Here is a 23720-nt window from a genome sequence, read left to right as displayed (position 1 = left end):
ATAGGAGGCTCACCGATCGATAGTTCTGCCCCGCCTCTCGGGCCCGCATCCTGGGTGGCATGAACGATCATGTGCCCCGGCTCGGCATCGACATCGGCCGAGTCGTCATCGACGGCCCCCGCCACCCCGGCGGAGGCGACACCGCCTTCTTCACCGGCGACGAGACCACCATGCTGGCCACCCCGGAGGTGCCCGGCGCCCTCGACACGATCGCCCGTCTCGTTCCCCACTTCGACGGGCAGGTCTGGCTGGTCTCCAAGTGCGGCCCGCGCATCCAGGCCCGTACGCAGCGCTGGCTCGACGCCCACGACTTCCACCGGCGTACCGGGGTCGACCGAGACCGGGTCCGGTTCTGTCGTGCCCGGGCGGACAAGCGGGGGCACTGTCTCGACCTCGGTCTCACCCACTTCGTCGACGACCACCCCGAGGTGCACTCGGCCATCCGGGGCGCCGTCGCCCACCAGTACTTCTTCGGGCCGCAGCGCCGACCGGTCCCCGGCTACGGGCACGCCACCCCCAGCTGGGCCGACGTCGAGCACCTCGTCATCCGGTCACTGCGGCGGGCGCACCGCCAGGACGGGACCGAGGTGACCGCCGGCGACGCGCCCCTCGGTCGGCTACAACACCCGTAACGAGTACACCCGCAGCAACGGCGCCTTGGTAGGACCGACCAACGACTCGTACGTGTACGCCCCCACCACCGTCACCTTCGCCTGGAACTCGTCGTCCGCAGCGATGTCGCCGAGCACCTTCGGATCGCCGTACAGCAGCGTGTTCGTGTCGTAGCCATCTTCGTCGGTCGTTCTCCGCGCTCCCACCAGCGCGAGGAACATGTCCTTACCTGTGGCATCGTCGAACTGGGTGATCTGGCCGTACACGACCAACGTCCGGCCGGTGTGATCGTCCGGCCGCTCGGCCATCCGTTTCCACTGCCGCTCGGTGACCGTCTCGAAGGTGTCGGGCAGGGCGGGCTCGGCAGCCGAGGAGGGCGGTGTGGTCGTCGGCGCGGCGGTGGACGCCTGCGGCGTCGTCGGCGGGCTCGCGGTGCTGTCCGCGACCTGGTTCGACCGGAAGGTGTACAGCAGCACGCCGCCCACGCCGATCCCGCAGCACAGGAGCAGTAGGCAGACGACAGCCCCGACGATCCACAGCACCACGTTCTGGTTCTTGCGGTGCGTCGGCGGTGGCATGCCGGGGTACGCTGCCGCCGCCCTCGGAGCGGGAGATGGATGCGACGGCGGGTCGCCCGCGTCGCCGGGGTGCCGGGGGTACGCCACGGGTGGCCTCCCGTTGTCGCCGGTGTGATGGACGGTGGTCGGCGGCCCGCTCGCTGTCTCCCCTGCCGCCCAAGCCGGCTACGTCAGGGCCACGTGACAGTCCACAACAGATTGTGAGCCGTCAGCGGACCCGAATCCATAGACGGTCCGGGATCTGTCAGCTACCGGCGACCTCTTCCAGCACGGGGACCACTGCGGTCGGCGCGGGCATCGCGGCGATCTCCGCCGCGACCTGCTGCGCGGCGACGCGCAGTGCCTCGTCGGTCAGCAGCCGGGTCAGGTCGGCTGCGCTGATCGCCTTCGCCTCGACGGCCAGTCCGGCGCCTCGCCGGGCCAGCAGGTCGGCGTTGTATCTGCGATCGCCCGCTCCCGGGGTGGTCAGTTGGGGTACGCCCGCCGCCAGGCCACCAAGCACGCTGCCCGCGCCGGAGTGGTGGACGAACCCCGCCGCCGTCGGCAGCACCCGGTCGAGGGGTACGCGGTCGACTGCCCGCACATTGGGCGGCAGGTGGCGCGTGCTCACCGGGCGTACGAGCACGAACTCGGCGTCGACCTGTGCGGCCACCCTGACGATCGCAGGGCCCGGGTCACCGTCGTTCGGGCCCTTCAGGGTGCTGCGGCTGACCAGGATGCGGGGCCGGTCGCCGGAGGTGAGCAGCCAGTCAGGGACCGGCCCACCGCCCGAGAAGGGAACCGGCCGCATCATGACCACCTTCCCGGTCGGGGAGTCGCGGAGGCTCGGCGGCGTGACGGCGATGGTCAGCTCGGGACCGGGGATCTCCTGCTTGGCCAGCGCCGTACTGGTGGTCACCGCCCGAAACAGATCAGTGGCCGACCAGAGGGTGTTCTCCTGGAGCACCGACGGGATGGAGAGTCGTCCGGCCACGATGGCACCGGCCTCGCCCAGCGGCTCGTAGACGATCAGGTCAGGGCGTTCCCGCTCGGCCAGGGCCAGCAGCGGGCCGACCAGGGCCAGGTTGGCACGACCGAAGAGTTCGCCGACCATGGCGTGGCCGGCCGTGCCGCGCAGCTCGGCGCGAGCGATGCCCGGATGGCGTAGCGCGACCCGGATCGCGCTTCGCGGCAGGCTGAAGGAGGCTCCGATGTCGGCCGTGCGCAGGCCGCGGAGATCGGGTGGGAAGCCCCCACTCGCCACGATCACGTCGTGGCCGGCGTCGCGGCAGGCCGCCGCGAGCGGGATCAGCGGCAGGACGTGGCCCTGCAGTGGCGCGGCGACGAACACGATGCGCATGAGCCGCAGCATAGAACTCCGGATCCGCTGCCACACCGGGCCCGACATCGACCTCGTCGTCAAGGCACGGGGCCGACCGTGTCGCACCCTGACGCCATGATGTGGCCGGGGTGACCGCTGCGGCTCACCCGTGGACGCGAGAGGACCTGCCGGATGGACGCCGGACCACCGAGCCGCCTGGCCATCGACCATGACGACTACCACGCCGAGCACGTGGGGCGCACCGGCGACGGCCGGCAGTTCTTCCTCACCACCCCGTTCGAGCCCGGCACCCACGGCAACGACGACGGCCAGGAGCTCGTCGCCCTCTACCTCTTCGATGCCGACGGACGGTTCCTGGAGGCGAGGATCGACGCCTTCGGCCCGAGGGCACTGATGGACCGCGAGGCGCGGCGGACGGCGTACGAGGCCCGCTTGGCCGAGTTGGGCAGCGTCACCTTCGACCGCATCGAGGTCGAGCCCTTCTCGGTCGAGCGGTACGGCACCACCTTCGGGCTGATCCCCCGCGCGCCGGAGGACGACGACGACACCTGGTGGGTCATCGTCGAGCCCGGCGACTACATGGCGTTCAGCCCACCGTGGGATCTCGGCGAATACGACACCTAGTAGTGCTCTGTGAGGTCGGCGCGTCCGGTGCCCATCGTCGGAATGGTCATGTCGTCGGTGTGGCGGGGCGCGACCACGTGACTCGCGGTATGTGATTTCTCGTTGGATCGGATGCTCTGCCTCCGGCGGCTTGGGATGGATCACTATGCGAGCACGGCCGGGCCTTGCAGCTCGTGCAACGGGTAGACGGCGTCGACCGGTCAGCTCGCCGCACTCGATGGACCGAATGTGGCGGTCGGCACGCCGCCGTAAGAGATCTCGTTACCGTCCGGGTCCGCGTAGACAACCTTGCGCATGCCCTGCTCGTAGTTCTCGATCCGGTGGGGTTCGAGGCCGCGTCGGGTGAGCCCGGCGACGGTGGTGTCCAGATCCGCCGCCATGATCATCAGCATCGAGCGGCCCGCGCGGTCGGGCAGGAGTTCGATGTAGACGTAGCTGTGCTTGGTCAACGTCCACACGGCCTCGATGTCGTTCGGGTAGAAGCTCGGCTCGGCGCCGAAGAACTGCCGGTACCAGGCCAGGGAATGATCGAAGTCAGCGACGGGGATGCCCGCGAACAAGTCTTGCGCTGTCGACGTACCGGTCATGATCGCTCCTTCCGTGGGTGGGACCTAGACTTAAGGCGTACACCATTGTTCGAGAAGAGGATGAGCGGAATGGCGACCGACGGCGTGGCGGCCAAGCGTGCGGACGCGCGCCGCAACGTCGAATCGGTCCTCGACGCCGCGATCACCCTGCTCGCCACCGACCCTCGGGTGAGTGTCAACGAGATCGCGAAAGCGGCCGGCGTGGGACGGGTTACGCTCTACGGCCACTTCCCGTCGCGTGCCGCACTGGTCGAGGCGGTCAGCCTCCGCGTGATCGCGAGCACCGACCAGGCCCTGAGCGCGATCGACCTCGCGGGCGATCCGCGGGACGCGATGGTCCGCCTGCTGGAGGCGACCTGGCAGCTGACACGCCGTTTCGGGGCGGTCGTGATCGCGGCGAGCGACGTGCTGACCCCGGAGGAGATGCGGCGGGTGCACGAGGGGCCGAGCCGCCGGGTGCGCGCTCTCGTCGAACGCGGCCGGGACGAGGGAGTGTTTCGGCGCGACATGCCGGTGCTGTGGCAGCTCGCGACCATCCAGGCGGTGCTGCACGGGGCGTCGGCCGCGGTGCATCGCGGTGACGTGACGGCGGACGATGCCACGCGGCTCGTCCGCGACACCGTACTTGCGGTACTTGCCGTCACGCCGTGAGAGTGACGACAAGTACGCCTGCCCCGACCAGCACGTCCAGTACGCCACAGAACTCCGCGAGTGACTGCTCGACAACGCGCCCGGTGCGGTGATGCCACCAATCCCATGCCGCGTGCCCGAACAGGGCGACGCCGACGACGATGCCGCCGGCGACATGGTCGGCCCGTACGGCGAGCAGCGCTGCCGCCCCGAGTGCGAGCATCGCCGCCGACTGCAGCGGGAGGGACCACGCCGGCCGCAGGCCTGTCCGGGCGGACCCGAAGACGACGAGACTGAGAGCCCCGAGGCAAATCCACGGCACGGGATCGAAGCCAATAGGCGCAAGGCCGAGCCCGACGAGCACGAAGGTGACACCGAACGCGGGCCACGATGCGCCGGGGCGTCCGATTGCCGCCGCAGCGAGGTAGACGAACCCCGACGCCGCCACGACAGAGGCGGCCTGACCGCCATGGTCGAGCCTGAGCACCGTACCGACCGCGACCAGGACACCGAGGGCCGCGGGCCAACGTCGCAGGAGCTTTTCGCTGGGTCTGGCCACCATCCCATCCCCTATCTCGAACGCTCGTGTTCGAGATAAACCGTACGCCCATGTTCGAGTTATGTCACACCCCGACCCTCGCGTTGATCATGAACTTGCCAGCCGGTCGCCCCAGGTACGCCTGCGCCGGTTCACCACCTCGGCACCCACCGCGGACGTCGCCCTGGCCTGGTCGCGGGACAACGCGTATCCGGCACCACGCCGCTTCCTCGCCCTGCTCAAGCTCGGCCAGATCGTCGACCATCGACCACGTCGGGCGATGACGCCCGTCCTCGGGGAGCCCGCAGCGGCCCCGACGAGCGGCCACCTCGGTGTCGCTGACGGCGTGGACACTCACCCCGATCTGGCAGTTCGCGACCGCGCCCCACGTGCCGCAGTACTGCCTGGCCACGCGCGGTGGGTCTTGCCGTCCTTCGGGAAACCCGTGTCGTCGACCACCCACGCCACCAGCTCGACCACCTCAACCGCCCGCGCGGCCAACCGCATCCGCACCGCCGTGGTGTCTCACGTCGAGGTCGAACTGCTGCAACCCCTGACGATCCACCCCGAGCCGCTCCACCAACCCCCGACACGCCGACCGCACAGAGCACTACCCGGGCCTGGTGACGGTGAGTCCCAGCCACTCGGCGAGGCTCTCGACCTCGGCGTGCACGTCGGCGGTCATCGCGGCGGTGAAGGGGACGTCCTCGTGGACGGCGTTGACGACGAGTCGGCCGCTCTTGCGGTCGGCGGTCGCGTCCAGCTTGCCGACGAGCCGGTCGTGATGGAGGACGGGCAGGGCGAAGTAGCCCCACCGGCGCTTCGCCCTGGGCTTGTACATCTCCAGGATGTATTCGAAGTCGAAGAGCTGCTCGGCGCGTACCCGGTCGTGGATCAGCCGGTCGAAGGGTGAGAGCAGTGCCGTGCGGCCCTCGAACGGCAGCCCGACGTACGCCGGGTGGACCCGCCAGGTGCCCGGCACGCCCTCCACCACGACCTCCTCACCCGCGTCACCGACGTACGGCGACTCACCCGGGATCTGCGGGCCGGTGGACCGGGCGATGCCGAGGGCCGCGAGTCGGCGTTCGTTGCGGAGCCGGACCGCGACGTGGCGATCGAGTTCGGGCAGCTCGGCGGCGTAGACCCGGGCGGGGAGATCCCAGTAGCGCTGCCGGCCACTGCGGCCGGAGATCGCGATGTGTCCGTGCAGCGCCAGGGATTCGAGCATCTTCGTCACGTTGCGGTTGTTGGTCCAACCCGACGACGGCCACGGCACGACACTGGTGTCGGGGATGTCCCGGGAGAGCAGCGGGCCCGACTCCGCCAGCAACGCCAGGATGTCGCGGCGGAACGACTCGTTGCCGTGCAGCCACTCCCGAATGGTCGGGTGCATCTCGGCACCGCGGGTCTCGGCGATCACGGCAGGCAGGTCTCGGGGCGACCGGATGTAGGCGACCGTCTCCACGAGGGTCCGATCGGTCTCGACCGCCCGGATCAGGTCGGCGGGATCGTAGGGCGGGCCGATGCGGCTCCACAGCACCAGGTCCGCACTCGGCGCGATGGCCGCCGTCGGGTCGATCTGGAGGAACGTCAGACGCTCGACCAGCGCCACAAGATCCGTCGGACGCGGCGCCGCCAACAACTGGGCGTGCACCGCGACCCGACGCGCCTCACCCCTGCTCAGCCGATGCACGACCACCCGCCGACCCTACTCGCCCGACGGCTCACCCCGCCGACCCCGGACCCGCTGAGCTGACCCCGTGAACGCCGGCCCGCCGGTCCGGGTCTCCAAGATCCGCACATCTTCGGGGATGTTGCTGCCTCCGAGTGGACCGGAGGCAGCAACATCCCCGAAACTGCCGCCACCCGGCCGACCAGCCGGGAGGTTGCGGCGGGCGGGTCATGGGGGTGGGGCGGTGGTGGGGCGGCGGGGTCGGGCCCAGGAGAGGAAGCGGGTGAAGAGGGTGGTGGGGTCGGGGCCGTCGTGGGGGTTGAGTTGGTAGCGGTCGCGCATTGCCTCGTACATCAGGCCGGCCAGGTAGATGGAGAGCCCGGCGAGGTTGTCGTCGTACTCGGCGACGCTGTCGAGACCGGCACCCGCCCGGTCGACCTGCCCTACGCCCGCCGCGCGGACGAGATCCTGGAGACCGGCGGCCTCTTCGAGTCACTGCTCCACACGGCCCAACGTGACGCCCAGCCCGAGTGGTTCATGCCCTGGCTGAAGGCCGAACGCGCGGCGACGCAACTGCGATATTTCAATCCGACGCTGATTCCCGGTCTCTTCCAGACCGAAGCGCAGCACCGCTCGGGCGTAGTTCTACCCTCTCGGTCGCCCTGATCAAGGAAGTTGAGAGCCAGCATGGACCTCAGTAACGCGCGTTGGCGGAAGTCCACCCGCAGCGGCACCAGCGGCGGCGAATGCATCGAGGTCGCCGACAACCTGACCGGTGTGGTCGCCGTGCGCGACAGCAAGGACCTCACCGGTCCGGTACTCGCCTTCGACCCCACCGCCTGGCGGTCGTTCGTCGCCTCCGCCAAGCGCCACTGAGCCACCGCCAGCCCGCCATGCAACCCCGGCTGCGGTGACTCGTTATGCGTCTAGGTCGACTGCGGTGACGGTGTCGCCGAACAGCGAGGGCACCAGCAGCCGGTTACCGTGCAGCGCCGCGTGGGACGGCATCCGCAGCAGGTCGGGTGCCTCGATCACCGTGTCGACCTGGCCGTCGGGAGTGATCCGGACGACCCGGGAGCCCCGGGTGACGGCCAGGTAGCAGGTCCCGTCGGGGGCGACGGTGAGCCCGTCCGGCCCGTCGGCCAGCGCGCCACCGGTGGCGACCGTCCGGCGGCCGGAGAGCCGACCGGGAGCCGACACGTCGAAGGCGAGCAGGGTGTTGTCCCGGGTCAGGGAGACGTACAGGATCGTGCCGTCGGGGCTGATCCCGATGCCGTTGGGATAGACCAGGTCGGCGGCGGCCACCCGGCAGGTGTCGGTCTGCCCCGGTGCCGCGTAGCAGACCGAGCCGGTCGCTTCGCCGGCCGTGGCGGTGCCGGAGTCGGTGAACCAGACGCCTCCGGCGGCGTCGACGACGCAGCCGTTCGGGCGGAGCAGCCGCCGGCCGTCGGCGGTGCCGATGCGGGCGGTGACCGTGCCGTCGGAGGAGAGCCGGACCAGTTCCGCCCGGGTCACGTCGCATCCGACGAGGCCGTCCCCGGCGCGGGCGAGCCCGAGGACCCGTCCGCCGGTGTCGGCGAACCACTGCGCGGAGCCGTCGTCGGGGTCGATCCGGACGATCGGGCCGCACTCCTGCGGGCTGCCGAGGGCGAGTCCGGCGTAGAGGTGCCCGTCCGCGCCGACGCAGACCGTCTCCGGGTGCGGCAGCATCCGGGCCAGCGTGGCGATCCGCATCAGGCGTCCCCGCCGGACGGTCCGAACGTGGCGGCGACCCCGGGTTCCTCCACCGGGCTGTACGCCTGAACGCCCAGGCCACCGTCGACCGGCAGCACCACCCCGGTGATGTAGCCGGACTCCGGTCCGGCGAGGAAACTCACCGCGGCGGCGACCTCCGCGAGGGTGCCCGCGCGACCGAGGGGGACGAGGCCGGCACGCCGGGCGACCTCCTCCGGGCCGGCGTCGTCCCAACCCGGGGTACGCACCATCGCCGGGGCGACCGCGTTGACCCGGATGCCGCGTCCGGCCAGGTCCAGCGCCAGGGCGCGGGTCATCGCCTCGAGGCCGCCCTTGCTGGCCACGTACGCGGCGTTGCCCCGGAACGCCCGGGACCCGCCGATCGAGGAGAGCTGCACGACGGCGGGCGCGTCCCCGGCGGTGAGCAGCGGCAGCGTGGCCTGGACCAGGGCGAGTGGGGCGACGAGGTTCACCTCCAGCACGGTGCGCAGGTGCGCGGCCGTCTCCCGGCCCACCGGCGCCCGGGGCGGACCGACGGCGGCGTTGTTGACCAGCACGTCGAGTCCACCCCAGTCGGCGTGGAGCCGCTCGACGGCGGCCTCGACGGCCGCCGCGTCGGTCACGTCAGCGGACAGCCAGGTCAGCCCGGCGGTGGGCGGGGTGTCCAGCGCCGCAGCGGCCGGATGCTCGGTTCGCCGCCGGGCCGGTCCGGCGGTGGTCGAGGGCTCGGGCGGTCGCCGGTCCAGCCCGGCGACCCGCCAACCTCGGGCCAGGAAAGCGGCGACCAGTTCGCCGCCGATCGCCCCGGCGGCACCGGTGACCAGGACCCGTCTGCTCATCGGGAGACCGCCGGGGCGGACACGACCGGGCAGGCCCACTGGTGTCGCTCCCCCACCAGCGGCGGCCGGTGCTCGGCGCACTCCGGTCGGGCCAGCCAACAGCGGGTGCGGAACGGGCAGCCCGACGGCGGGTCCGCCGGGGAGGGCAGGTCCCCGGCGAGCACGATCGGCTCAGGGCCCTGCTGCCGCCACGGGAACGGGTCGGGCGCTGCGGAGAGCAGCGCCTGGGTGTACGGGTGGGTCGGCGACTCGAAGACCTCGCGTGCCGGCCCCTGCTCGACGACGGTGCCGAGGTACATCACCGCGACCTGGTCGCTGACGTGGCGTACCACGTGCAGGTCGTGCGAGATGAACAGGTAGGACAGTCCCATCTCGGCACGCAGGTCGGCGAGCAGGTTGAGGATCTGCGCCTGGATCGACACGTCCAGCGCGGAGACCGGCTCGTCACAGATGATCAAGGCGGGCCGCATCGACAGCGCCCGGGCGATGCCGATGCGTTGCCGCTGACCGCCGGAGAACTGGTGCGGGTACCGGTCGGCGTGTGCGGCGGTCAGCCCCACCTGTTCGAGCAACCGGACCACCTCGTCGGCCTGGTCGCGGCGCGGCACCAGGTCACGGTGGATCAACCAGCCCTCGCGGAGGATCTCCCGGACGGTCAGCCGTGGGTTCAACGAGGCGTACGGGTCCTGGAAGACGTACTGCACCCGGCGGGTGAGTTGGCGACGCTCGGCCGCGCTGAGGCGGGTCAGGTCCCGGCCGTCGAAGCGGATGGTGCCTCCGGTGGCGCGTTCCAGACCGATCAGGGCGCGGGCCGTGGAGGTCTTGCCGCAGCCCGACTCGCCGACCAGCGCCAGCGTCTCGCCGGCCCCGATCCGGAAGGAGACGCCGTCGACGGCGCGGACGTGACCGACCGTGCGACGCAGCACGCTGGACCGGATCGGGTAGTGCACCCGCAGGTCCTCGACCTCCAACAGGGCCGGCTCGGTGGGGTCAGGCATCGTCGCGTACCTCCTCGGAACGGTGGCAGGCCGCGGCGCGTCCCGGGCCGACGGCGGTGGGCAGCAGCTCCAGCGTGGGCCGCTGCTCCGTGCACAGGTCGACCCGCCACGCGCACCGGGGATGGAACGGGCAGCCGGGTGGCAGGGCCTCCGGCGACGGCGGCGCACCCGGGATCGGGGTGAGCCGCGCGGTGGGCGCGGTGAGCGTCGGCACCGACTGGAGCAGGCTGCGGGTGTACGGGTGGGCCGGGTTCTCGTACACCTCGCGTAGCGCGCCGGTCTCGACGATGCGCCCGGCGTACATGACCGCGATGCGGCTGGCGTGCGCGGCCACCACGCCGAGGTCGTGGCTGATCAGGATGAGTGCCATCCGGTAGTCGCGTTGCAGGTCGGCGAGCAGTTGCAGGATCTGCGCCTGAACGGTGACGTCGAGCGCGGTGGTCGGCTCGTCGGCGATGATCAGGCGTGGGCGCAGGGCGATCGCGATGGCGATCATGATGCGTTGGCGCATTCCGCCAGAGAGCTGGTGCGGGTAGTCGTCGATCCGGCGCGCCGGGTCGGGGATGCCGACCCGGCGCATCAGATCGAGCGCCTCCGCGCGGGCCTTGGCCTTGGACAGGCCCCGGTGCACCCGCAGCGTCTCGCCGATCTGCCGACCGATCGGGTGCACCGGGTTGAGCGAGGAGAGCGGATCCTGGAAGACCATGCTGATCTCGCCACCGCGTACGGCGCGCATCCGCCGTGCCGAGGCCGTGGTCAGCTCCGTACCGTCGAAGGTGATCCGGCCTGCGGCGATCCGGCCGGCGGGCCGGGGCAGCAGGCCGAGGATGGCCTGCGCGGTGACGCTCTTGCCGCTGCCGGACTCGCCCAGCAGGGCGAGGGTCTCCCCCTCGGCGACGTCCAGGCTGACCCCGTCCAGAGCCCGCACCGGTCCCACCCGGGAGTCGAACTCGACGACGACGTCATGCAGGGACAGCAGGGACATCAGGTCCTCCTCGTCGGCCGGTGCACCCGACCGGTGCGGTCAGTTCAGCGAGACACCACGGAAGTCGGGCACGTTGGTCGGCGGCGGACCGAAGCCGCTGACCCGGTCGCGCCAGGCGGCCGAGGCGGTCAGTTCGAACGGCCAGGCGCCGGGAGCGTCGGCCCAGAGGATCTCCTGGGCCCGCTGGAGCTTGCGTTGCCGCTCCTGCGGGTCGAGTTCCTCCGAGGCGTCGGCGATCACCCGGTCGTACTCCTCGTTGCAGTAGCCGAGTCGCTTGGCGGCGCAGGTGTAGAGGCGGCCGAGGACGAACTCCGCGTCCTGGGTGACCACGACGCCGTCCTGGATGTTCATGTCCCAGTCGAGGGCCAGCAGGTCGTCGAGCCACTGCCCGGCTTCCTTCTCCTGCATCTCCACGTTCACGCCGACCTCCTTCCAGGCGCTGAGGATCGACTGGACCAGCGGGCGGATGTTGGCGCAGCAGTTCGCGCTCCACTGGATGCTGGTGCTGAAGCCGTTCGGGTAGCCCGCCTCCGCCAGCAGTTGCCGGGCCCGCTGCGGGTCGTAGGTGTAGCCGGGCAGCTGCGCCGCGCCGAACACCGGCTGCGGCACCGGCGCCTGGGCCAGCACGGCGCTCTCGCCGAACAGGTTCTCCTGGATGGAGGAGAAGTCGACCGCGTGCCACAACGCCTGCCGGACCTTCGGGTCGTCCAACGGCTTGCGGGCGTTGTTCAGCCAGATCACATAGAACGTGGCGCTCGGTCCGCTCTCCACGGTGACCTCGTCGAATCCGCGTACCTGGCTGAGCTGGTCCGGCGGCAGCGAGTACGTCACGTCGATCTCGCCGGTGCGCAGCGCGGTGAGCCGGGCGGCGTCCTCGGAGATCTCCTGGAACTCCAACCGCTCGTACTTGGGCGCGCCGTCCCAGTACGACTCGTTGGCGACCATGTGGGCCCGCTCGCCGGAGCGGAAGTCCTCCAGCTTGAACGCGCCGGTGCCGACCGGGCGGCTCTCGATCTCGCCCGACTCGATCTGGGCCTTGCTGCCGATGTAGGCCATCGAGAGGTTGGTCAGCAGCGAGCCGGTGGCCCGGCTGGTGATGACCTCGACGGTCTGCTCGTCGGGGGCCTTGACCTCCTCGATGGTGGCGAACAGTGGTGCCAGGGCGGTGCTCGCCGCGAAGAGCCGGTCCAGCGACGCCTTGACGTCGGCGCTGGTCAGCGGCGACCCGTCGTGGAAGGTCACGCCCTGACGCAGGGTGAACCGGGTGGTGGTGTCGTTGACGTTCTCCCAGCTCTCGGCGAGCCGGCCGGTGATCTCGCCGCCGTCGCTGGCGACCAGCGGGTCGAACAGGTGCAGGGCCAGGGTCAGGGTGCTGCGGTCGGAGATGGCGGTGCCGTGCGGGTCGACCGAGAGCATCCGGATCGGCACCCCGACCCGCAGCGTCTGGTCCTGGTCGCCGTCACCGGAACCGCCGCCGCAGGCGGCGCCGACACCGACGAGGGTCATCGCGAGCAGGCCGGCCACCAGGGGCCGACGTGCTCTGCTTATCCATGTCATTGTCTCCTCCATCGTTCGCTCGTGAAGGGTCGGCCGCGACCTCACCGGTGCTTCAGGTGTGGATCGAGCCGGTCGCGGAGTTCGTCGCCGACCACCCCGCAGGCGACGACGAGCAGGGAGAGCGCGACACCGGGCAGAGTGGAGATCCACCACGCGTCGGCCACGTAGCCGCGGCCGTTGGCGATGGTCAGCCCCCAACTCGGGGTCGCGGTCGGAGTGCCGAGCCCGAGGAAGCTCAGAGCGGCCTCGGTGATGATCACCATCCCGAGTTCCACGGTGGCGACCACCAGCAGCGGCGCGGCACAGGCGGGCAGGATGCACCGCCAGATCAGGAAGAGCGGCCGGGCGCCGAGCACCCGGCTGGCGTCGACGTACTCGCGGTTGCGTACGGCCATGGTCTGCGCCCGGGCCACCCGGGCGAAGATCACCCAGATGGTCACCGCCAGCACCGCGATGACGTTGACCAGGCTGGGCCCGAGCAGGGCCGCGATCAGGATGGCCAACAGGATGGAGGGGAAGGCGAGCTGGATGTCGGCCAGCCGCATGAGCAGGCCGTCCACCCATCCGCCGACGAAGCCGGCGACGATGCCGACCACGGTGCCGAACAAGCCGGAGATCAGCAGGGTCGCCACCCCCACCAGCAGCGAGACCCGGGCGCCGATGAAGATCTGGCTGAGCATGCCGCGTCCGACGTCGTCGGTGCCGAACCAGGCACGGGAGCCGTCGGAGAGCACGGCACCCGGCGGTTGCAGCCGGTCGGCGAGGTTGGTCTCGGTCACGTCGAACGGCACCAGCCAGGGGCCGATCACGCCGGCCAGCACGGCCAGGCCGATGATGCCCAGGCAGGACCAGAACAACAGGGGCGCAGGGCGACGCCGGGACCGGGTCCGCAGCGCCGTGGTCGAGGTTGCGTCAGCCATCAGTTCACCACCCGCACGCGAGGATCGATGTACGCGTAGAGCAGGTCCACGACCAGGTTCACCAGGACGAACGCGGTGGTGACGAAGGCGATGGCGGCCTGGATCACGGTGTAGTCCCGGTTGCCGATCGCGTCCACGAGCAGCCGTCCCAGGCCGGGCCAGGAGAACACTTCCTCGACCACGACCGTGCCGCCGAGCAGTGCCCCGAGTTGCAGCCCGGCGACGGTGACCACCGGGATCAACATGTTGCGCAGGGCATGCCGGAAGAGCACCACGCTCTCGCGCAGGCCCTTGGAGCGGGCGGTCTGGATGTAGCCCTCGCCGAGGACCTCCAGCAGCCCGGAGCGGATCAGCCGGACCAGGATGCTGGTGAAGGGAAGCGCCAGCGTGACCGCCGGTAGGATCAGGTGTTGCGGCGTGCTGTTGCCGGCGCTGGGCAGCCACCCGAGCTGCCGGGCGAAGATCAGCAGCAGGATGATGCCGACCCAGAAGCTGGGCAGCGACTGGCCGATCAGCGACAGCACCGAGATGGCCCGGTCGGCGAGGCCGCGCGGACGCAGCGCCGCGGCGATGCCGAGCAGGAAGCTGGCCACCAGCGCGATGCAGATCGCGGTCAGCGCCAGGGTGACGGTGGCGGGCAGCCGTTCGATGACCATCTCGAAGGCGTCCCGGTTGTGCCGGAACGACTGTCCGAAGTCGAGTTGGGTCACCCGGCCGAGGAAGGTGGCGTACTGGATCACGACGTTGCGTTCCAGGCCGAGTTCCCGGCGGGCGTCGGCGACCTCCTCGGCGGTGGCGTCGGGGCCGAGGATGACGCTGACCGGGTCACCGGGCACCAGCCGGACCACCGCGAAGACCAGGGTGAGCGCGCCCCACAGGATGACCACGGCGAGCAGGAGTCTCCGGATCGTGTAGTTGATCAAAGGGTCACCACCTTCCGGTTCTGCCGCTGGGCGGGGTCACGGGCGGGACAGGGAGAGGGTCTGCTGCTGGCAGACGGCGCGGACGACGGCCGGGACACCCACCCGGCCGGTCCCGGAGTCCTTGCCCTCCCAGCCGCCGAAGGGCAGGTGCAGCTCCCAGTAGGTGGAGCGGTCGTTGACGACGACGCTGCCGAACTCCAGGTCGTCGAGGGCGTCCAGGGCCCGACCCAGGTCGGCGGTGAAGACGGCGGTGGACAACCCGTACCCGCTCCGGTTGGCCTCGGTGACCAGTTCCGACGCGGGCAGCGGGACGATCGGGGCGACCGGCGCGAAGGACTCCTGGCGGCTCAGTGCCGCGTCCACCGCGACGTCGCCGACCACGGTGGCCGGCAGGTACTGCCCGGTGGGGAAGCCGGACAGGTGCCGGCCGCCGGTGAGCACCCGGGCGCCGTCGCCGGCGGCCGCGCCGACCTGCTCCTCGAATCGGGTGGCCAGCGCGGCCAGGTGGACCGGTCCGAGCACGGTGGCGGGTTGGTACGGGTCGCCGGTCGGGTAGTCCCCGGCGCGCGCGGCGACCGCCTCGGCCAGCGGACCGGCGATCCGCGCGTCGGCCAGCACCCGGCCGCCGGCACTGCAGATCTGGCCCGATGCGGTGAAGCAGGAGACGGCGATGGCGTCGGCGGCGTGCGCCAGGTCGGCGTCGGCGAAGACGATGATCGGGCCGTTGCCGCCCAGTTCGAGCAGGAGCCGCTTGCCGGCGGCCCGCCGGCCCACCGCCGTGCCGGTGGCGGTGCTGCCGGTCAGCCCGACCCCCACCACCTGCGGGTGGCCCACCAGGTACTCGGCCACGGTCGTGTCGTCCGTGGCGACCAGGGTCACCTGCCCCTCGGGCAGGCCCGCCTCGACCATGCACCGCAGCACCAGGTCGGCCGAGGCCACCGTGGTCGGTGCCGGTTTCCAGACGGCGGCGTTGCCGGTGGCCACCAGGGGGCCGAGGTACTCGACCGGGATGTTCACCGGGAAGTTCCAGGGGGTGACCACGGCCCACACCCCGGTCGGCCGCCAGCGGGTGGTCACCAGCTTGTCGGTGGCGGCGACCGGTGGCGTACGCCCGGACAGCCGGACCGCCTCCTCGCCGGCCAGCCGGAAGCCCTCGGCGGCCTTGCCCACCTCGGCCAGCGTGCCCTGGTAGGTCCGCCCGGTCTCGGCGGTGACCAGGGCGGCGATCTCCTCGCGTCGGGCGGTCAGCCGGTCGGCCACGGCCAGGCAGCGGTCGCGCCGCGCGTACGGGCTGCTGCGCCGGTCGGCGACGACCGCCGCCGACGCGGCCCGGACGGCCTCGTCCACCGTGTCCGGTCCGGCGCGGTGCACCTCGGCCACGACCTCGCCGTCGACCGGGCTGCGCACCTGGTAGCGCGCGGCGGCCGGGTCGGTGTACCGGCCGCCGAGCCAGGATCGGACGTCGGCGCTCACCAGGTGTCTCCGGCACCGATCGGTGCACCGTCGGCGGCCAGCGAGGCGTGGATCATCTCGACCACCCGGACGGCGGCGAGGCCCTCCTCGCCGGGCACCGGCGCCGGTGCGCCCTCCTCGGCGGCCCGGACGAACTCCTCCACCTCGGTCCGGATGTTCGACACGCCGGTGGCGGCGCGGCTGGGCCAGTTGCGGGTGTCGCCGTTGACCGCGCCGTCGGCGGTGGCGTGCAGCAGGTCGACGTGCCCGAGGTCGATCTCGACGGAGCCGCGTTCGCCGACCACCCGCAATCCGGCCAGCGCCCGGTTGGGTCGCCCGTCGGGCAGGGTCCAGTTGTTCTCCATCGAGCCGATCACGTCGTCCTCGTAGCGGACGGTGGCGTAGACGGCGTCGGCGTGGGCGGAGAGAACGGCCCGGCCGAGGGCGGAGACCCGGACCGCGGTCAGCCCGGTGACGAAGCGGACCAGGTCGGCGTCGTGGATGCCGAGGAACCACGCGACGCTGGTGCGTTCGGAGGGTCGTACGGCCACCGCGCGGGTGGTGTCGCGCCAGACGTCGACGTGCCACAGGGGACCGAGCTCGCCGGAGCGGACCAGCTCGCGGGCGCGGATCACCCGGGGGTCGAAGCGCAGGATGTGGCCGACCGAGAGGGCGTGCGGGTCGGGTCGGGCGTCGAGGATCTGCTGCGCGTCGGCGGAGCTGGTGGCCAGCGGCTTCTCGACCAGCACCCGCACCCCGGCCCGCAGGAACGGGATGGTGGTCTGCGGGTGCAGGTGGTCCGGGGTGCAGACGCTGACCACGTCGACCCGGTCGAGCAGTTCGGCGATGTCGCGGTGCACCGGTACGCCGAACCGGTCGCGGAGCGGCTGTTCCGCAGCGGGATCCGGCTCGACCAGACCGACCAGGTCGACCCGTGGGTGCTGGTGGTAGATCCCGGCGTGGAGCTGACCCATCCAGCCCATCCCCACGACTGCCGCTCTCAGCATCGTCTCTCCGTTTCTCGCGGTCCCGGCGGGCCGATCAGCCCGACGACGGTCGGTTCTCGGCGGCTACCGGATGTGTCGGCACACGGTTCGGTCGACTCGGATGCAGCCAGCGCAACCTGTTGCAGGGATTCCTACCAGCCCATTCCACAGGCTGCAAGGGATGTTCTGAGAATGGAACGTCATGTACTGTCCGTGCAACCACGTTCCAATCTATGAATGGAGTTCGATGGAAACCCCGCCGGTCGAGGAGATCTGCCGCCGTTTCGGCAAGCTCTACGTGGCGGCGATCGCCGACGCGCTGGACGATGCCGGCCTGTGGCACCAGGTGATGACCGATGTGCTGCCGCTGACCACCGACATGGCGGTGGCGGGCGTGGCCTTCACCGCGCTGGGCCGCCCCGAACGAAGCACCGACCGTTCCGTACGCCTGGGCGCCCGAATGATCGACGAGCTCTCCGCAGGCGAGGTCGCGGTCTTCGACTGCGCCGGTGACCGAACGGTCGGCCACTGGGGCGAGCTGCTCACCAACGGCGCCATGGCGCGCGGCGCGGTCGGCGCCGTCATCGACGGCGGTGTCCGCGACACCGGCGCGATCCTGCCCCTGAAGTTCCCGGTCTTCAACCGGTTCCGCAGCGCCCGCGACGCCAAGGGCCGCTGGAACGTCGTCGACATGCAGTCCCCGGTGGTCTGCGGCGGCGTCCCGGTGCACCCGGGCGACATCATCGTCGGCGACAGCGACGGAGTGGTCGTCGTGCCCCGCGCCATCGCGATGGACGTGCTCGTCGAGGCCGAGGCGACGGTCCGCACCGAGACGGAGATCCGGCAGCGGGTCCGCGCCGGCGAATCGGTCGGCGCCCTCTACCAGCAGTACGAACGGTTCTGACCATGGGCGGCAGCGCACCGTCCTGGGGCCACCCGGACCCCCGGCTGACCGACACCGTGCGGGCCCTGCCCCGCGTCGGGATCCACCGCTGGCCGGTCACCTGCTGGCCGGCGCCCACCCTGCACCCGGCCGGCAACCCCGTCGTCATCGCCGAGGAGCACGGCGGGTTCGCCTTCGGCGGCAACAAGGTCCGCCAGGTCGACGTCCTGCTCGGCCAGGCCCGCGAGGCCGGCGCCGACACCGTCGTCACCTCGGCCGGACCACACTCCAACCTCTGCCGGGTGGTGGCCGCCGCCGCCCGCGCCGCCGGCCTCGACGTCCATCTCGTGCTGCGCGGCGAACCACCGGCCGAACCCAGCCGCAACCAGGTGCTCTACGAGCTCACCGGCGCCCGGCTGCACTGGGTGCGGACCACCGACGCGTTCGATCCCGTCCAGGCCGAGACCATGACCGCCATCGCCGACGAGGCCCGGGCGAACGGGTCGACGACGGCCGTCGTCGACGTCCGCACCGCACCCGGAAGCACCCTCTGCGCGCTGGCGACCACCACCGCCGTCGACGAACTCGCCGACACCCTCGCCGACCGACCACCGGACCGGATCATGCTCGCCGGCGGTGCCGGCAACACCGCCGGCGGCGTCCTGGCCGCGCTGGCCGCCCGCCGCGCCACCGTCGGTCTGGTGGTCGCCTCCGCCCTCGCCCCGGCGGCCCAACTCCGGGCACTGGTCCGCGACCGGGCGGCCGCCGCGCTCGACCGGGTCGGGCTGCCCGCAGCCCTGCTCGACGAGGTGTCCCTGGAGGTCACCGACGGCCAACTCGGGGGCGGCCACGGGGTGCCCACCGAGGCGGCCGTCGCCGCGCAACGGGCCACCGCGCGGGCCAGCGGCGCGTTCCTCGACCTCACCTACAACAGCAAGGCGATGGCGGCACTGCTCGCCGACGACCGACCGGGTTCGTGGCTGTTCCTGCACACCGGCGGCTCACCCAACGTCTTCGCCCCGCATCCGTTCCCGTCCGACGTCCCGCACACCGACGAAGGAGCACCGCGATGAGCGACTATCGACTCCACCACATGACCTGGCCCCAGGTACGCGCGGCGCTGACCACCGCCACCGTCGGAGTCATCCCGTTCGGCGCCACCGAACAGCACGGCCCCGCGCTCAAGGCCGGCATCGACTACCGGATCGCGGAACGGCTGGCCGAGGAGGTGGTCGCCGCCGCCGACGGTACGGCCCTGATGACACCACCGATCCCGGTCGGCTTCTCCCCGCACCACATGGACTTCCCCGGCACGCTGACCGCCCGGGTGAGCACCCTCTGCTCGCTGCTGGAGGACTACCTGGCCAGCCTGGCCCGGCACGGCCTGGAACGGTTCGTCATCATGAACGGCCACGGCGGGAACCTGGCCTTCCTGCCCGCCTTCCTGACCGAGTACAAGCAGCGCACCGGGCACACCGTGGCGGTCGTCCACTGGTCGATGATGGGCCGCGACGTGGTGGTGGACATCGCCCAGTCCGAGATGTACGGACACGCCTGCGAGGTGGAGACGAGCCTGGCGCTGCACCTGGTGCCGGACGTGGTGGTGACCGAGGAACTGGGCGGTCCCGCTCCCCTGCTGCCCTCGGCGCACGAGCTGCTGCGCGGTCAGGCCATCCCGGACCGGGCCGTCGGCGGGTTCACGCCCCGGTCACTGGCCGAGTTCAGCACCAACGGCGCACTCGGCGACCCGGCCAAGCACGACGTGGAGAAGGGCCGCAAACTCTTCGAGGCGGTGCGGGACCGCACGGTCACGCTGATCCGGCACCTCGCCGAGGCACCGACGGCAGGCGCGATCAGTGCCGAGCGGGCCACCGCGATCAGCGCGGACTGGGGCGTACGCGGATGAGCGACACCTCCCCCGAGCGTCGCCTCGCCGACCTCGGCATCACGCTCCCGCCGGCCCGGACCGCCTCCGGGGCGTACGACACCGTGGTGGTCAGCGGCGACCTGGCCGTGCTCTCCGGACACGGCCCGGTCCGCCCGGGGCACCCACTGCCCACCGGCAAGCTCGGCGCCGAACTGAGCGTGCCCGACGGGCAGGCGGCGGTACGCCAGGCGACGCTGAACCTGCTCGCCACGCTGCGCGCCGCCGCCGGTTCCCTCGACCACGTGGAGCAGTTGCTGACGCTCACCGTGGCGATCAACGCCACCCCCGGGTTCACCGAGCACGTCCCGGTCGCCGACACCGCCTCGGAGCTGCTGCGGGACGTCTTCGGAGAGCGGGGGCGGCACGCGCGGTCGGCGCTGGGGCACTCCTCGCTGCCCTTCGACGTCCCGGTGTCGCTGGCGCTGACCGCCCGGATAAGGGTCCGAAATACCCAGGACTGAAACCGAGATTGGCCCGGCCGGCCGCTACAGTGTCGATGCCGCAACCCGATATCAGAGGACGCACGTGACTTCCGACAACGGATCGAATCAGAGCATCCTGCGAGCAGTGGCGATCCTCGACGCCTTCCTGCTCGGGCGCCCCGAGTTGCGGGTCACCGACGTGGCGCGGCAGGCCGGGCTCGGTGTCTCCACCGCGTCCCGGCTGCTGAGCACCCTGGAATCCCTCGGCCTAGTGGAACGCGACCCGATCTCCAACCTCTACCGGTTGGGTCCGAAGACGGTGACCCTCGGCGGTGTGGCGCTCAACCAGTCCCCCGTCTATCGTGCCGCCCGGCAGACCGCCCAGAACCTCGCCGCCGAGCACGGTCTCGGCGTCAACCTCGCGATCCGCCGCGACGACCACGGCTTCTATCTGGGCAACTTCGAGGGCCGCTCGGCACCCCGGGCGTTCTCGCTGATCGGCCAGTCGATCCCGTTGCACGCCACCGGCCTGGGCAAGGCACTGCTGCTCGGCGTCGACCCGGCGCAGCGGCGGGTCCTGCTGGGCGAGAACCTGGTCGGGTTCACCAACCGCACCATCACCGACCACGACCGCCTCGACGCCGAACTGGCCACCAGCGGGGCACGCGGCTACTCGACCGAGGAGGAGGAACTCGCCCTCGGTCGGGCCTGCCTCGCCGCGCCCATCCGCAACGCCTCGGGCGAGATCGTGGCCGCGCTGTCCATCTCCGGCCCGCTGTCCGCGATCAACCTGGCCGCCCGGGAGGCGGCCCTGGCGACCGCCGTGATCGAGGCCGCCGACGCGGTGAGCGTCGCCCTCGGCCACCACGGCCCCGCCCGGGTCATCGTCAGCCAACGCTGAATCACTGCCGCGCGCGTCGCGCCCGGCGTCCTCGTCGGCGAGGGGACGACCGTAGGCTGCCGGCATGACGGGAGATTCCAGAGTCATCGATCTGGACGAGGCACCCCCGGCGACCGGCACCCGCAGGGTCTCCCGCGACCGTCGCCCGTCCCGGCGCCGCACGACCCTGTACGTCCTCGCGGCCTTCGCCGTCGGGGTGGCGGTGGGCGGCCTCGGGGCACGCGATGCGCGGGACGTCCACCCCGAGCCGGAGAGGCCGCAGATCGCCGCGCTGGTGTCGCATCCGGGCCAGAGCCGCGGCGTGGTCAGCAGAGGCAGCGACCGGGTGGAGCTGGACGCGCAGCTCATGGTGGTCAACGCCGGAACGGTGCCGCTCCGGGTACGGGTCCTCGACTCCGACCGGCCGGGCCTGCGCATCAGTGGCAACCCGCAGGTCAGCACAGTACGGCCGATGAGGACCGCTGCCATCGACGTCCGAGTCCTGGTCCCCTGCGCCACGGCCCTCGGCGTGGGGCCGGAGCCGCTGTACGTGCGCTTAGCCGTGCAGGACGAATCCGCATTGATCAGCGAGCAGGAACAGCCGCTCGCCTTTTCGGGCAGCCACTGGCAGGAGCAGGCACGCCTGAGCTGCACACCTCCGGGCGTGGCCGGCGACTGACCGGAGCAATCGGTGGTTTTGTCCTGGGAAGCCGGGGAATGCCGGGCCCACCCTTCGCAGGGGTGAGCCCGACCGGAAAGGCGGACCAGGTGAGCGCAGACCACACCCTCGTACCGGCGGACCCGTGGCCACTGCCCCGGGACGCCACCGTCGCCGACCACATCGTGCAGCGGCTCGCCTGCTGGGGTGTGCGGCGATACTTCGGCTTCCCGGGTGACGGCATCAACGGCATGACCTCCGCCCTGCAACGCACCGACGAGCAGGCACAGTTCGTCCAGGTACGCCACGAGGAGACCGCCGGTTTCGCCGCGTCCGCCCACGTCAAGTACGGCGGCGGACCGATCGGCTGCGTGCTGGTCACCAGCGGACCGGGTGCCATCCACGCCCTCAACGGCCTCTACGACGCCAAGCTGGACCACCAGCCGGTGGTGGCGCTGGTCGGACACACCGCCACCACTGCCGAGGGCGGTGGCTACTACCAGGAAGTGGACCTGCTCGCGCTCTACAAGGACGTGGCGGCGGCCTTCCTCGCCCAACTCGACCACCCGTCCCAGGTACGGCATCTGGTCGACCGGGCCTGTCGGACCGCGCTGGCCCGGCGTACCGTCACCGCGCTGGTCCTGCCGCTCGACGTGCAGGACCTCGCCGCCGTGCCGAACCCGCCACACGCGCACGGTTACTACCACACCAGTAGCGTGCCGAGCAGCGGCCCGACCGTGCCGCCGGAGGCCGACGTCCGGCACGCCGCCGAGGTGCTGGGCAGCGGCGAGCGGGTGGCCATGCTGGTCGGGCAGGGCGCCCTCGGCGCCGAGAACGAGGTCCGCGAGATCGCCCACCGGCTCGGTGCCGGGGTGGCCACCGCGCTGCTCGGGTTCACCGCGGTGGACCACCGGGAACCCTGGGTCACCGGCGCCATCGGCCTGCTCGGCACCCGCCCGAGCTGGCAGCTCATGAAGGAATGCGACCGGTTGCTCATCGTCGGCAGCAACATGCCGTACTCGGAGTTCTATCCGGCACCCGGGCAGGCGCGGGCGGTGCAGATCGACAGTGACGGCACCCAGCTCGGCCTGCGCTACCCCACCGAGGTGAACCTGACCGGCGACGCCGCACCCACTCTGCGGGCCCTGCTGCGCGAACTCGGGCCGGGACCGGGACCGACCCGCTGGCGGCAGACCATCGCCGGTGCCACCGCCGCCTGGCGGCAGGCCCAGCGGGACCTGGCCGCGCAGCAGGCCGACCCGGTCAACCCGCAGATGCTCTTCGCCAGCCTCAGTGACCGGCTGCCCGACGACGTGATGCTCGCCGTGGACTGCGGCACCGCCACCGCCTGGTACGCCCGCCACCTCCAGGTCCGACCCGGCATGCTGGCCAGCCTCTCCGGCACCCTGCTCTCCATGGGCGGCGCGATGCCGTACGCCCTGGCGGCGAAGTTCGCCCACCCGGACCGCCCGCTGATCGCCCTGATCGGCGACGGCGCGATGCAGATGAACGGCGTCAACGAACTGATCACCGTGGCCAAGTACTGGCGCGGCTGGGCCGACCCGCGCTTCGTGGTGCTGGTGCTCAACAACCGGGACCTGGCGTTCGTGAGCTGGGAGCAACGCTCCACCGAGGGCACCCCGATGTTCCCGGACAGCCAGCAACTGCCCGACATCGCCTACCACCAGTGGGGCGAGGTGCTGGGATTGCGCGGCGAACTCGTCGACCACCCCGACCAGGTGCCGCAGGCCTGGGACCGGGCGTTGCGCGCCGACCGTCCGACGGTGATCAACGCGCTGGTGGACCCGGCGGAGCTGATGATGCCGCCGCACTTCACCGCCGAGCAGGCCCGCAAGACCGCCGCGGCCATGCTGCGCGGCGACACCGACTGGGCGGGCATCATCCGCCGCGGCCTGCCGAGCGTGGTCAGCACGTACCGCCCTCGGCGCTGAGCTGCTGTTAGTTAGGAAGGGTCCCCTGCTATACACCAGGCG

The 23720-nt window shown here is 71.6% G+C and carries 25 protein-coding genes and 1 pseudogene; 12 read left to right on the top strand and 14 right to left on the bottom strand.

The window, feature by feature from the left end; all coding sequences use genetic code 11:
- Positions 1–59 precede the first annotated feature (59 nt).
- Positions 60–632, top strand: a complete 573-nt coding sequence (locus ABT008_RS14895) for a hypothetical protein (protein WP_350696709.1) — start codon at positions 60–62, stop codon at positions 630–632.
- Here the strand turns inward: ABT008_RS14895 and ABT008_RS14890 are convergent.
- Complete coding sequence (locus tag ABT008_RS14890) at positions 618–1190, bottom strand: hypothetical protein (protein ID WP_350696708.1); 573 nt, start codon at positions 1188–1190, stop codon at positions 618–620. The two genes, ABT008_RS14895 and ABT008_RS14890, sit on opposite strands and share 15 nt — an antisense overlap.
- Positions 1191–1434: 244 nt before the next feature.
- On the bottom strand, positions 1435–2529 hold the full coding sequence (locus ABT008_RS14885) for a glycosyltransferase (protein ID WP_350696707.1): 1095 nt from the start codon (positions 2527–2529) through the stop codon (positions 1435–1437).
- A gap of 153 nt (positions 2530–2682) precedes the next feature.
- Here ABT008_RS14885 and ABT008_RS14880 point away from each other — a divergent pair, with 153 nt between their 5' ends.
- Positions 2683–3135, top strand: coding sequence for a hypothetical protein (locus ABT008_RS14880; protein ID WP_350696705.1), 453 nt, complete (start codon positions 2683–2685; stop codon positions 3133–3135).
- 200 nt (positions 3136–3335) lie between these two features.
- On the opposite strand, the gene ABT008_RS14875 is transcribed toward ABT008_RS14880, so the two are convergent.
- Entirely contained in the window at positions 3336–3722 is a 387-nt protein-coding gene (locus ABT008_RS14875) for a VOC family protein (protein WP_350696703.1), read from the bottom strand.
- 69 nt (positions 3723–3791) lie between these two features.
- Between ABT008_RS14875 and ABT008_RS14870 the strand changes: the two genes are divergently transcribed.
- A complete protein-coding gene (locus ABT008_RS14870) occupies positions 3792–4373 on the top strand; it encodes a TetR/AcrR family transcriptional regulator (protein ID WP_350696701.1) in 582 nt (193 codons plus the stop codon).
- Here the strand turns inward: ABT008_RS14870 and ABT008_RS14865 are convergent.
- Entirely contained in the window at positions 4363–4911 is a 549-nt protein-coding gene (locus ABT008_RS14865) for a hypothetical protein (RefSeq protein WP_350696699.1), read from the bottom strand. The genes ABT008_RS14870 and ABT008_RS14865 overlap by 11 nt on opposite strands.
- Positions 4912–5500: 589 nt before the next feature.
- A complete protein-coding gene (locus tag ABT008_RS14855; RefSeq protein ID WP_350696697.1) occupies positions 5501–6589 on the bottom strand; it encodes a DNA glycosylase AlkZ-like family protein in 1089 nt (362 codons plus the stop codon).
- A 381-nt stretch (positions 6590–6970) separates the two neighbouring features.
- On the opposite strand from ABT008_RS14855, the pseudogene ABT008_RS14850 reads away from it, so the two are divergent.
- A pseudogene (locus tag ABT008_RS14850) lies at positions 6971–7198 on the top strand (DNA-binding protein); the annotation flags it as partial.
- A gap of 51 nt (positions 7199–7249) precedes the next feature.
- Complete coding sequence (locus ABT008_RS14845; RefSeq protein ID WP_350696696.1) at positions 7250–7438, top strand: DUF397 domain-containing protein; 189 nt, start codon at positions 7250–7252, stop codon at positions 7436–7438.
- Between the two features lie 42 nt (positions 7439–7480).
- Here ABT008_RS14845 and ABT008_RS14840 read toward each other — a convergent pair whose 3' ends face one another.
- From ABT008_RS14840 to ABT008_RS14800, 9 genes are read right to left on the bottom strand one after another with little or no spacing between them, the layout of a single operon-like run.
- Positions 7481–8296, bottom strand: coding sequence for an SMP-30/gluconolactonase/LRE family protein (locus ABT008_RS14840; RefSeq protein ID WP_350696695.1), 816 nt, complete (start codon positions 8294–8296; stop codon positions 7481–7483).
- Complete coding sequence (locus ABT008_RS14835) at positions 8296–9135, bottom strand: SDR family NAD(P)-dependent oxidoreductase (RefSeq protein WP_350696694.1); 840 nt, start codon at positions 9133–9135, stop codon at positions 8296–8298. Before ABT008_RS14835 ends, ABT008_RS14840 begins: the two co-directional genes overlap by 1 nt.
- Positions 9132–10133, bottom strand: a complete 1002-nt coding sequence (locus ABT008_RS14830) for an ABC transporter ATP-binding protein (RefSeq protein WP_350696692.1) — start codon at positions 10131–10133, stop codon at positions 9132–9134. Before ABT008_RS14830 ends, ABT008_RS14835 begins: the two co-directional genes overlap by 4 nt.
- Positions 10126–11118 (bottom strand): ABC transporter ATP-binding protein, encoded by a 993-nt coding sequence (locus ABT008_RS14825; RefSeq protein ID WP_350696690.1) that lies wholly within the window; start codon positions 11116–11118, stop codon positions 10126–10128. The genes ABT008_RS14830 and ABT008_RS14825 overlap by 8 nt, the downstream gene beginning before the upstream one ends.
- Before the next feature lie 39 nt (positions 11119–11157).
- The gene (locus ABT008_RS14820) at positions 11158–12675 is read right to left on the bottom strand and encodes an ABC transporter substrate-binding protein (RefSeq protein WP_350696688.1); all 1518 of its coding nucleotides are present in this window, start codon (positions 12673–12675) and stop codon (positions 11158–11160) included.
- Between the two features lie 41 nt (positions 12676–12716).
- Positions 12717–13595: an ABC transporter permease gene (locus ABT008_RS14815; protein WP_350696687.1), complete on the bottom strand. Its 879-nt coding sequence runs from the start codon at positions 13593–13595 to the stop codon at positions 12717–12719.
- Positions 13595–14518 (bottom strand): nickel ABC transporter permease, encoded by a 924-nt coding sequence (nikB, locus tag ABT008_RS14810; protein WP_350696686.1) that lies wholly within the window; start codon positions 14516–14518, stop codon positions 13595–13597. The genes ABT008_RS14815 and nikB overlap by 1 nt, the downstream gene beginning before the upstream one ends.
- Positions 14519–14554: 36 nt before the next feature.
- Positions 14555–15991 (bottom strand): aldehyde dehydrogenase family protein, encoded by a 1437-nt coding sequence (locus ABT008_RS14805; RefSeq protein ID WP_350696684.1) that lies wholly within the window; start codon positions 15989–15991, stop codon positions 14555–14557.
- Positions 15988–16977, bottom strand: coding sequence for a Gfo/Idh/MocA family protein (locus ABT008_RS14800; RefSeq protein WP_350696683.1), 990 nt, complete (start codon positions 16975–16977; stop codon positions 15988–15990). The genes ABT008_RS14805 and ABT008_RS14800 overlap by 4 nt, the downstream gene beginning before the upstream one ends.
- A 226-nt stretch (positions 16978–17203) precedes the next feature.
- Here ABT008_RS14800 and ABT008_RS14795 point away from each other — a divergent pair, with 226 nt between their 5' ends.
- From ABT008_RS14795 to ABT008_RS14765, 7 genes are all read left to right on the top strand, one after another.
- Entirely contained in the window at positions 17204–17860 is a 657-nt protein-coding gene (locus tag ABT008_RS14795) for an RraA family protein (RefSeq protein WP_161595072.1), read from the top strand.
- A 2-nt stretch (positions 17861–17862) separates the two neighbouring features.
- On the top strand, positions 17863–18912 hold the full coding sequence (locus ABT008_RS14790) for a pyridoxal-phosphate dependent enzyme (protein ID WP_350696682.1): 1050 nt from the start codon (positions 17863–17865) through the stop codon (positions 18910–18912).
- On the top strand, positions 18909–19745 hold the full coding sequence (locus tag ABT008_RS14785) for a creatininase family protein (RefSeq protein WP_350696680.1): 837 nt from the start codon (positions 18909–18911) through the stop codon (positions 19743–19745). The genes ABT008_RS14790 and ABT008_RS14785 overlap by 4 nt, the downstream gene beginning before the upstream one ends.
- Complete coding sequence (locus ABT008_RS14780; protein WP_350696678.1) at positions 19742–20227, top strand: RidA family protein; 486 nt, start codon at positions 19742–19744, stop codon at positions 20225–20227. The genes ABT008_RS14785 and ABT008_RS14780 overlap by 4 nt, the downstream gene beginning before the upstream one ends.
- A 64-nt stretch (positions 20228–20291) precedes the next feature.
- Positions 20292–21089, top strand: coding sequence for an IclR family transcriptional regulator (locus ABT008_RS14775; protein WP_350696676.1), 798 nt, complete (start codon positions 20292–20294; stop codon positions 21087–21089).
- A 64-nt stretch (positions 21090–21153) separates the two neighbouring features.
- Positions 21154–21747 (top strand): hypothetical protein, encoded by a 594-nt coding sequence (locus ABT008_RS14770; RefSeq protein WP_350696674.1) that lies wholly within the window; start codon positions 21154–21156, stop codon positions 21745–21747.
- 89 nt (positions 21748–21836) lie between these two features.
- Positions 21837–23678 carry a thiamine pyrophosphate-requiring protein gene (locus ABT008_RS14765; protein ID WP_350696672.1) on the top strand — a complete coding sequence of 614 codons (1842 nt, stop codon included), beginning with the start codon at positions 21837–21839 and terminating at the stop codon, positions 23676–23678.
- Positions 23679–23720: the final 42 nt, after the last annotated feature.

The organism is Micromonospora sp. NPDC002389 (genome assembly GCF_040296095.1).
In the GTDB taxonomy this organism is placed as follows: Bacteria; Actinomycetota; Actinomycetes; order Mycobacteriales; family Micromonosporaceae; genus Micromonospora.
This window is presented reverse-complemented; position numbering and strand designations above follow the sequence as displayed.

Excerpts from the sequence above, each read along its gene's own strand:
- ABT008_RS14895 (WP_350696709.1), top strand. The coding sequence starts at position 60 with ATGAACGATCATGTGCCCCGGCTCGGCATCGACATCGGCCGAGTCGTC.
- ABT008_RS14890 (WP_350696708.1), bottom strand. The coding sequence starts at position 1,190 with ATGCCACCGCCGACGCACCGCAAGAACCAGAACGTGGTGCTGTGGATC.
- ABT008_RS14885 (WP_350696707.1), bottom strand. The coding sequence starts at position 2,529 with ATGCGCATCGTGTTCGTCGCCGCGCCACTGCAGGGCCACGTCCTGCCG.
- ABT008_RS14880 (WP_350696705.1), top strand. The coding sequence starts at position 2,683 with ATGGACGCCGGACCACCGAGCCGCCTGGCCATCGACCATGACGACTAC.
- ABT008_RS14875 (WP_350696703.1), bottom strand. The coding sequence starts at position 3,722 with ATGACCGGTACGTCGACAGCGCAAGACTTGTTCGCGGGCATCCCCGTC.
- ABT008_RS14870 (WP_350696701.1), top strand. The coding sequence starts at position 3,792 with ATGGCGACCGACGGCGTGGCGGCCAAGCGTGCGGACGCGCGCCGCAAC.
- ABT008_RS14845 (WP_350696696.1), top strand. The coding sequence starts at position 7,250 with ATGGACCTCAGTAACGCGCGTTGGCGGAAGTCCACCCGCAGCGGCACC.
- ABT008_RS14840 (WP_350696695.1), bottom strand. The coding sequence starts at position 8,296 with ATGCGGATCGCCACGCTGGCCCGGATGCTGCCGCACCCGGAGACGGTC.
- ABT008_RS14835 (WP_350696694.1), bottom strand. The coding sequence starts at position 9,135 with ATGAGCAGACGGGTCCTGGTCACCGGTGCCGCCGGGGCGATCGGCGGC.
- ABT008_RS14830 (WP_350696692.1), bottom strand. The coding sequence starts at position 10,133 with ATGCCTGACCCCACCGAGCCGGCCCTGTTGGAGGTCGAGGACCTGCGG.
- ABT008_RS14825 (WP_350696690.1), bottom strand. The coding sequence starts at position 11,118 with ATGTCCCTGCTGTCCCTGCATGACGTCGTCGTCGAGTTCGACTCCCGG.
- ABT008_RS14820 (WP_350696688.1), bottom strand. The coding sequence starts at position 12,675 with ATGACATGGATAAGCAGAGCACGTCGGCCCCTGGTGGCCGGCCTGCTC.
- ABT008_RS14815 (WP_350696687.1), bottom strand. The coding sequence starts at position 13,595 with ATGGCTGACGCAACCTCGACCACGGCGCTGCGGACCCGGTCCCGGCGT.
- ABT008_RS14800 (WP_350696683.1), bottom strand. The coding sequence starts at position 16,977 with ATGCTGAGAGCGGCAGTCGTGGGGATGGGCTGGATGGGTCAGCTCCAC.
- ABT008_RS14795 (WP_161595072.1), top strand. The coding sequence starts at position 17,204 with ATGGAAACCCCGCCGGTCGAGGAGATCTGCCGCCGTTTCGGCAAGCTC.
- ABT008_RS14790 (WP_350696682.1), top strand. The coding sequence starts at position 17,863 with ATGGGCGGCAGCGCACCGTCCTGGGGCCACCCGGACCCCCGGCTGACC.
- ABT008_RS14785 (WP_350696680.1), top strand. The coding sequence starts at position 18,909 with ATGAGCGACTATCGACTCCACCACATGACCTGGCCCCAGGTACGCGCG.
- ABT008_RS14780 (WP_350696678.1), top strand. The coding sequence starts at position 19,742 with ATGAGCGACACCTCCCCCGAGCGTCGCCTCGCCGACCTCGGCATCACG.
- ABT008_RS14770 (WP_350696674.1), top strand. The coding sequence starts at position 21,154 with ATGACGGGAGATTCCAGAGTCATCGATCTGGACGAGGCACCCCCGGCG.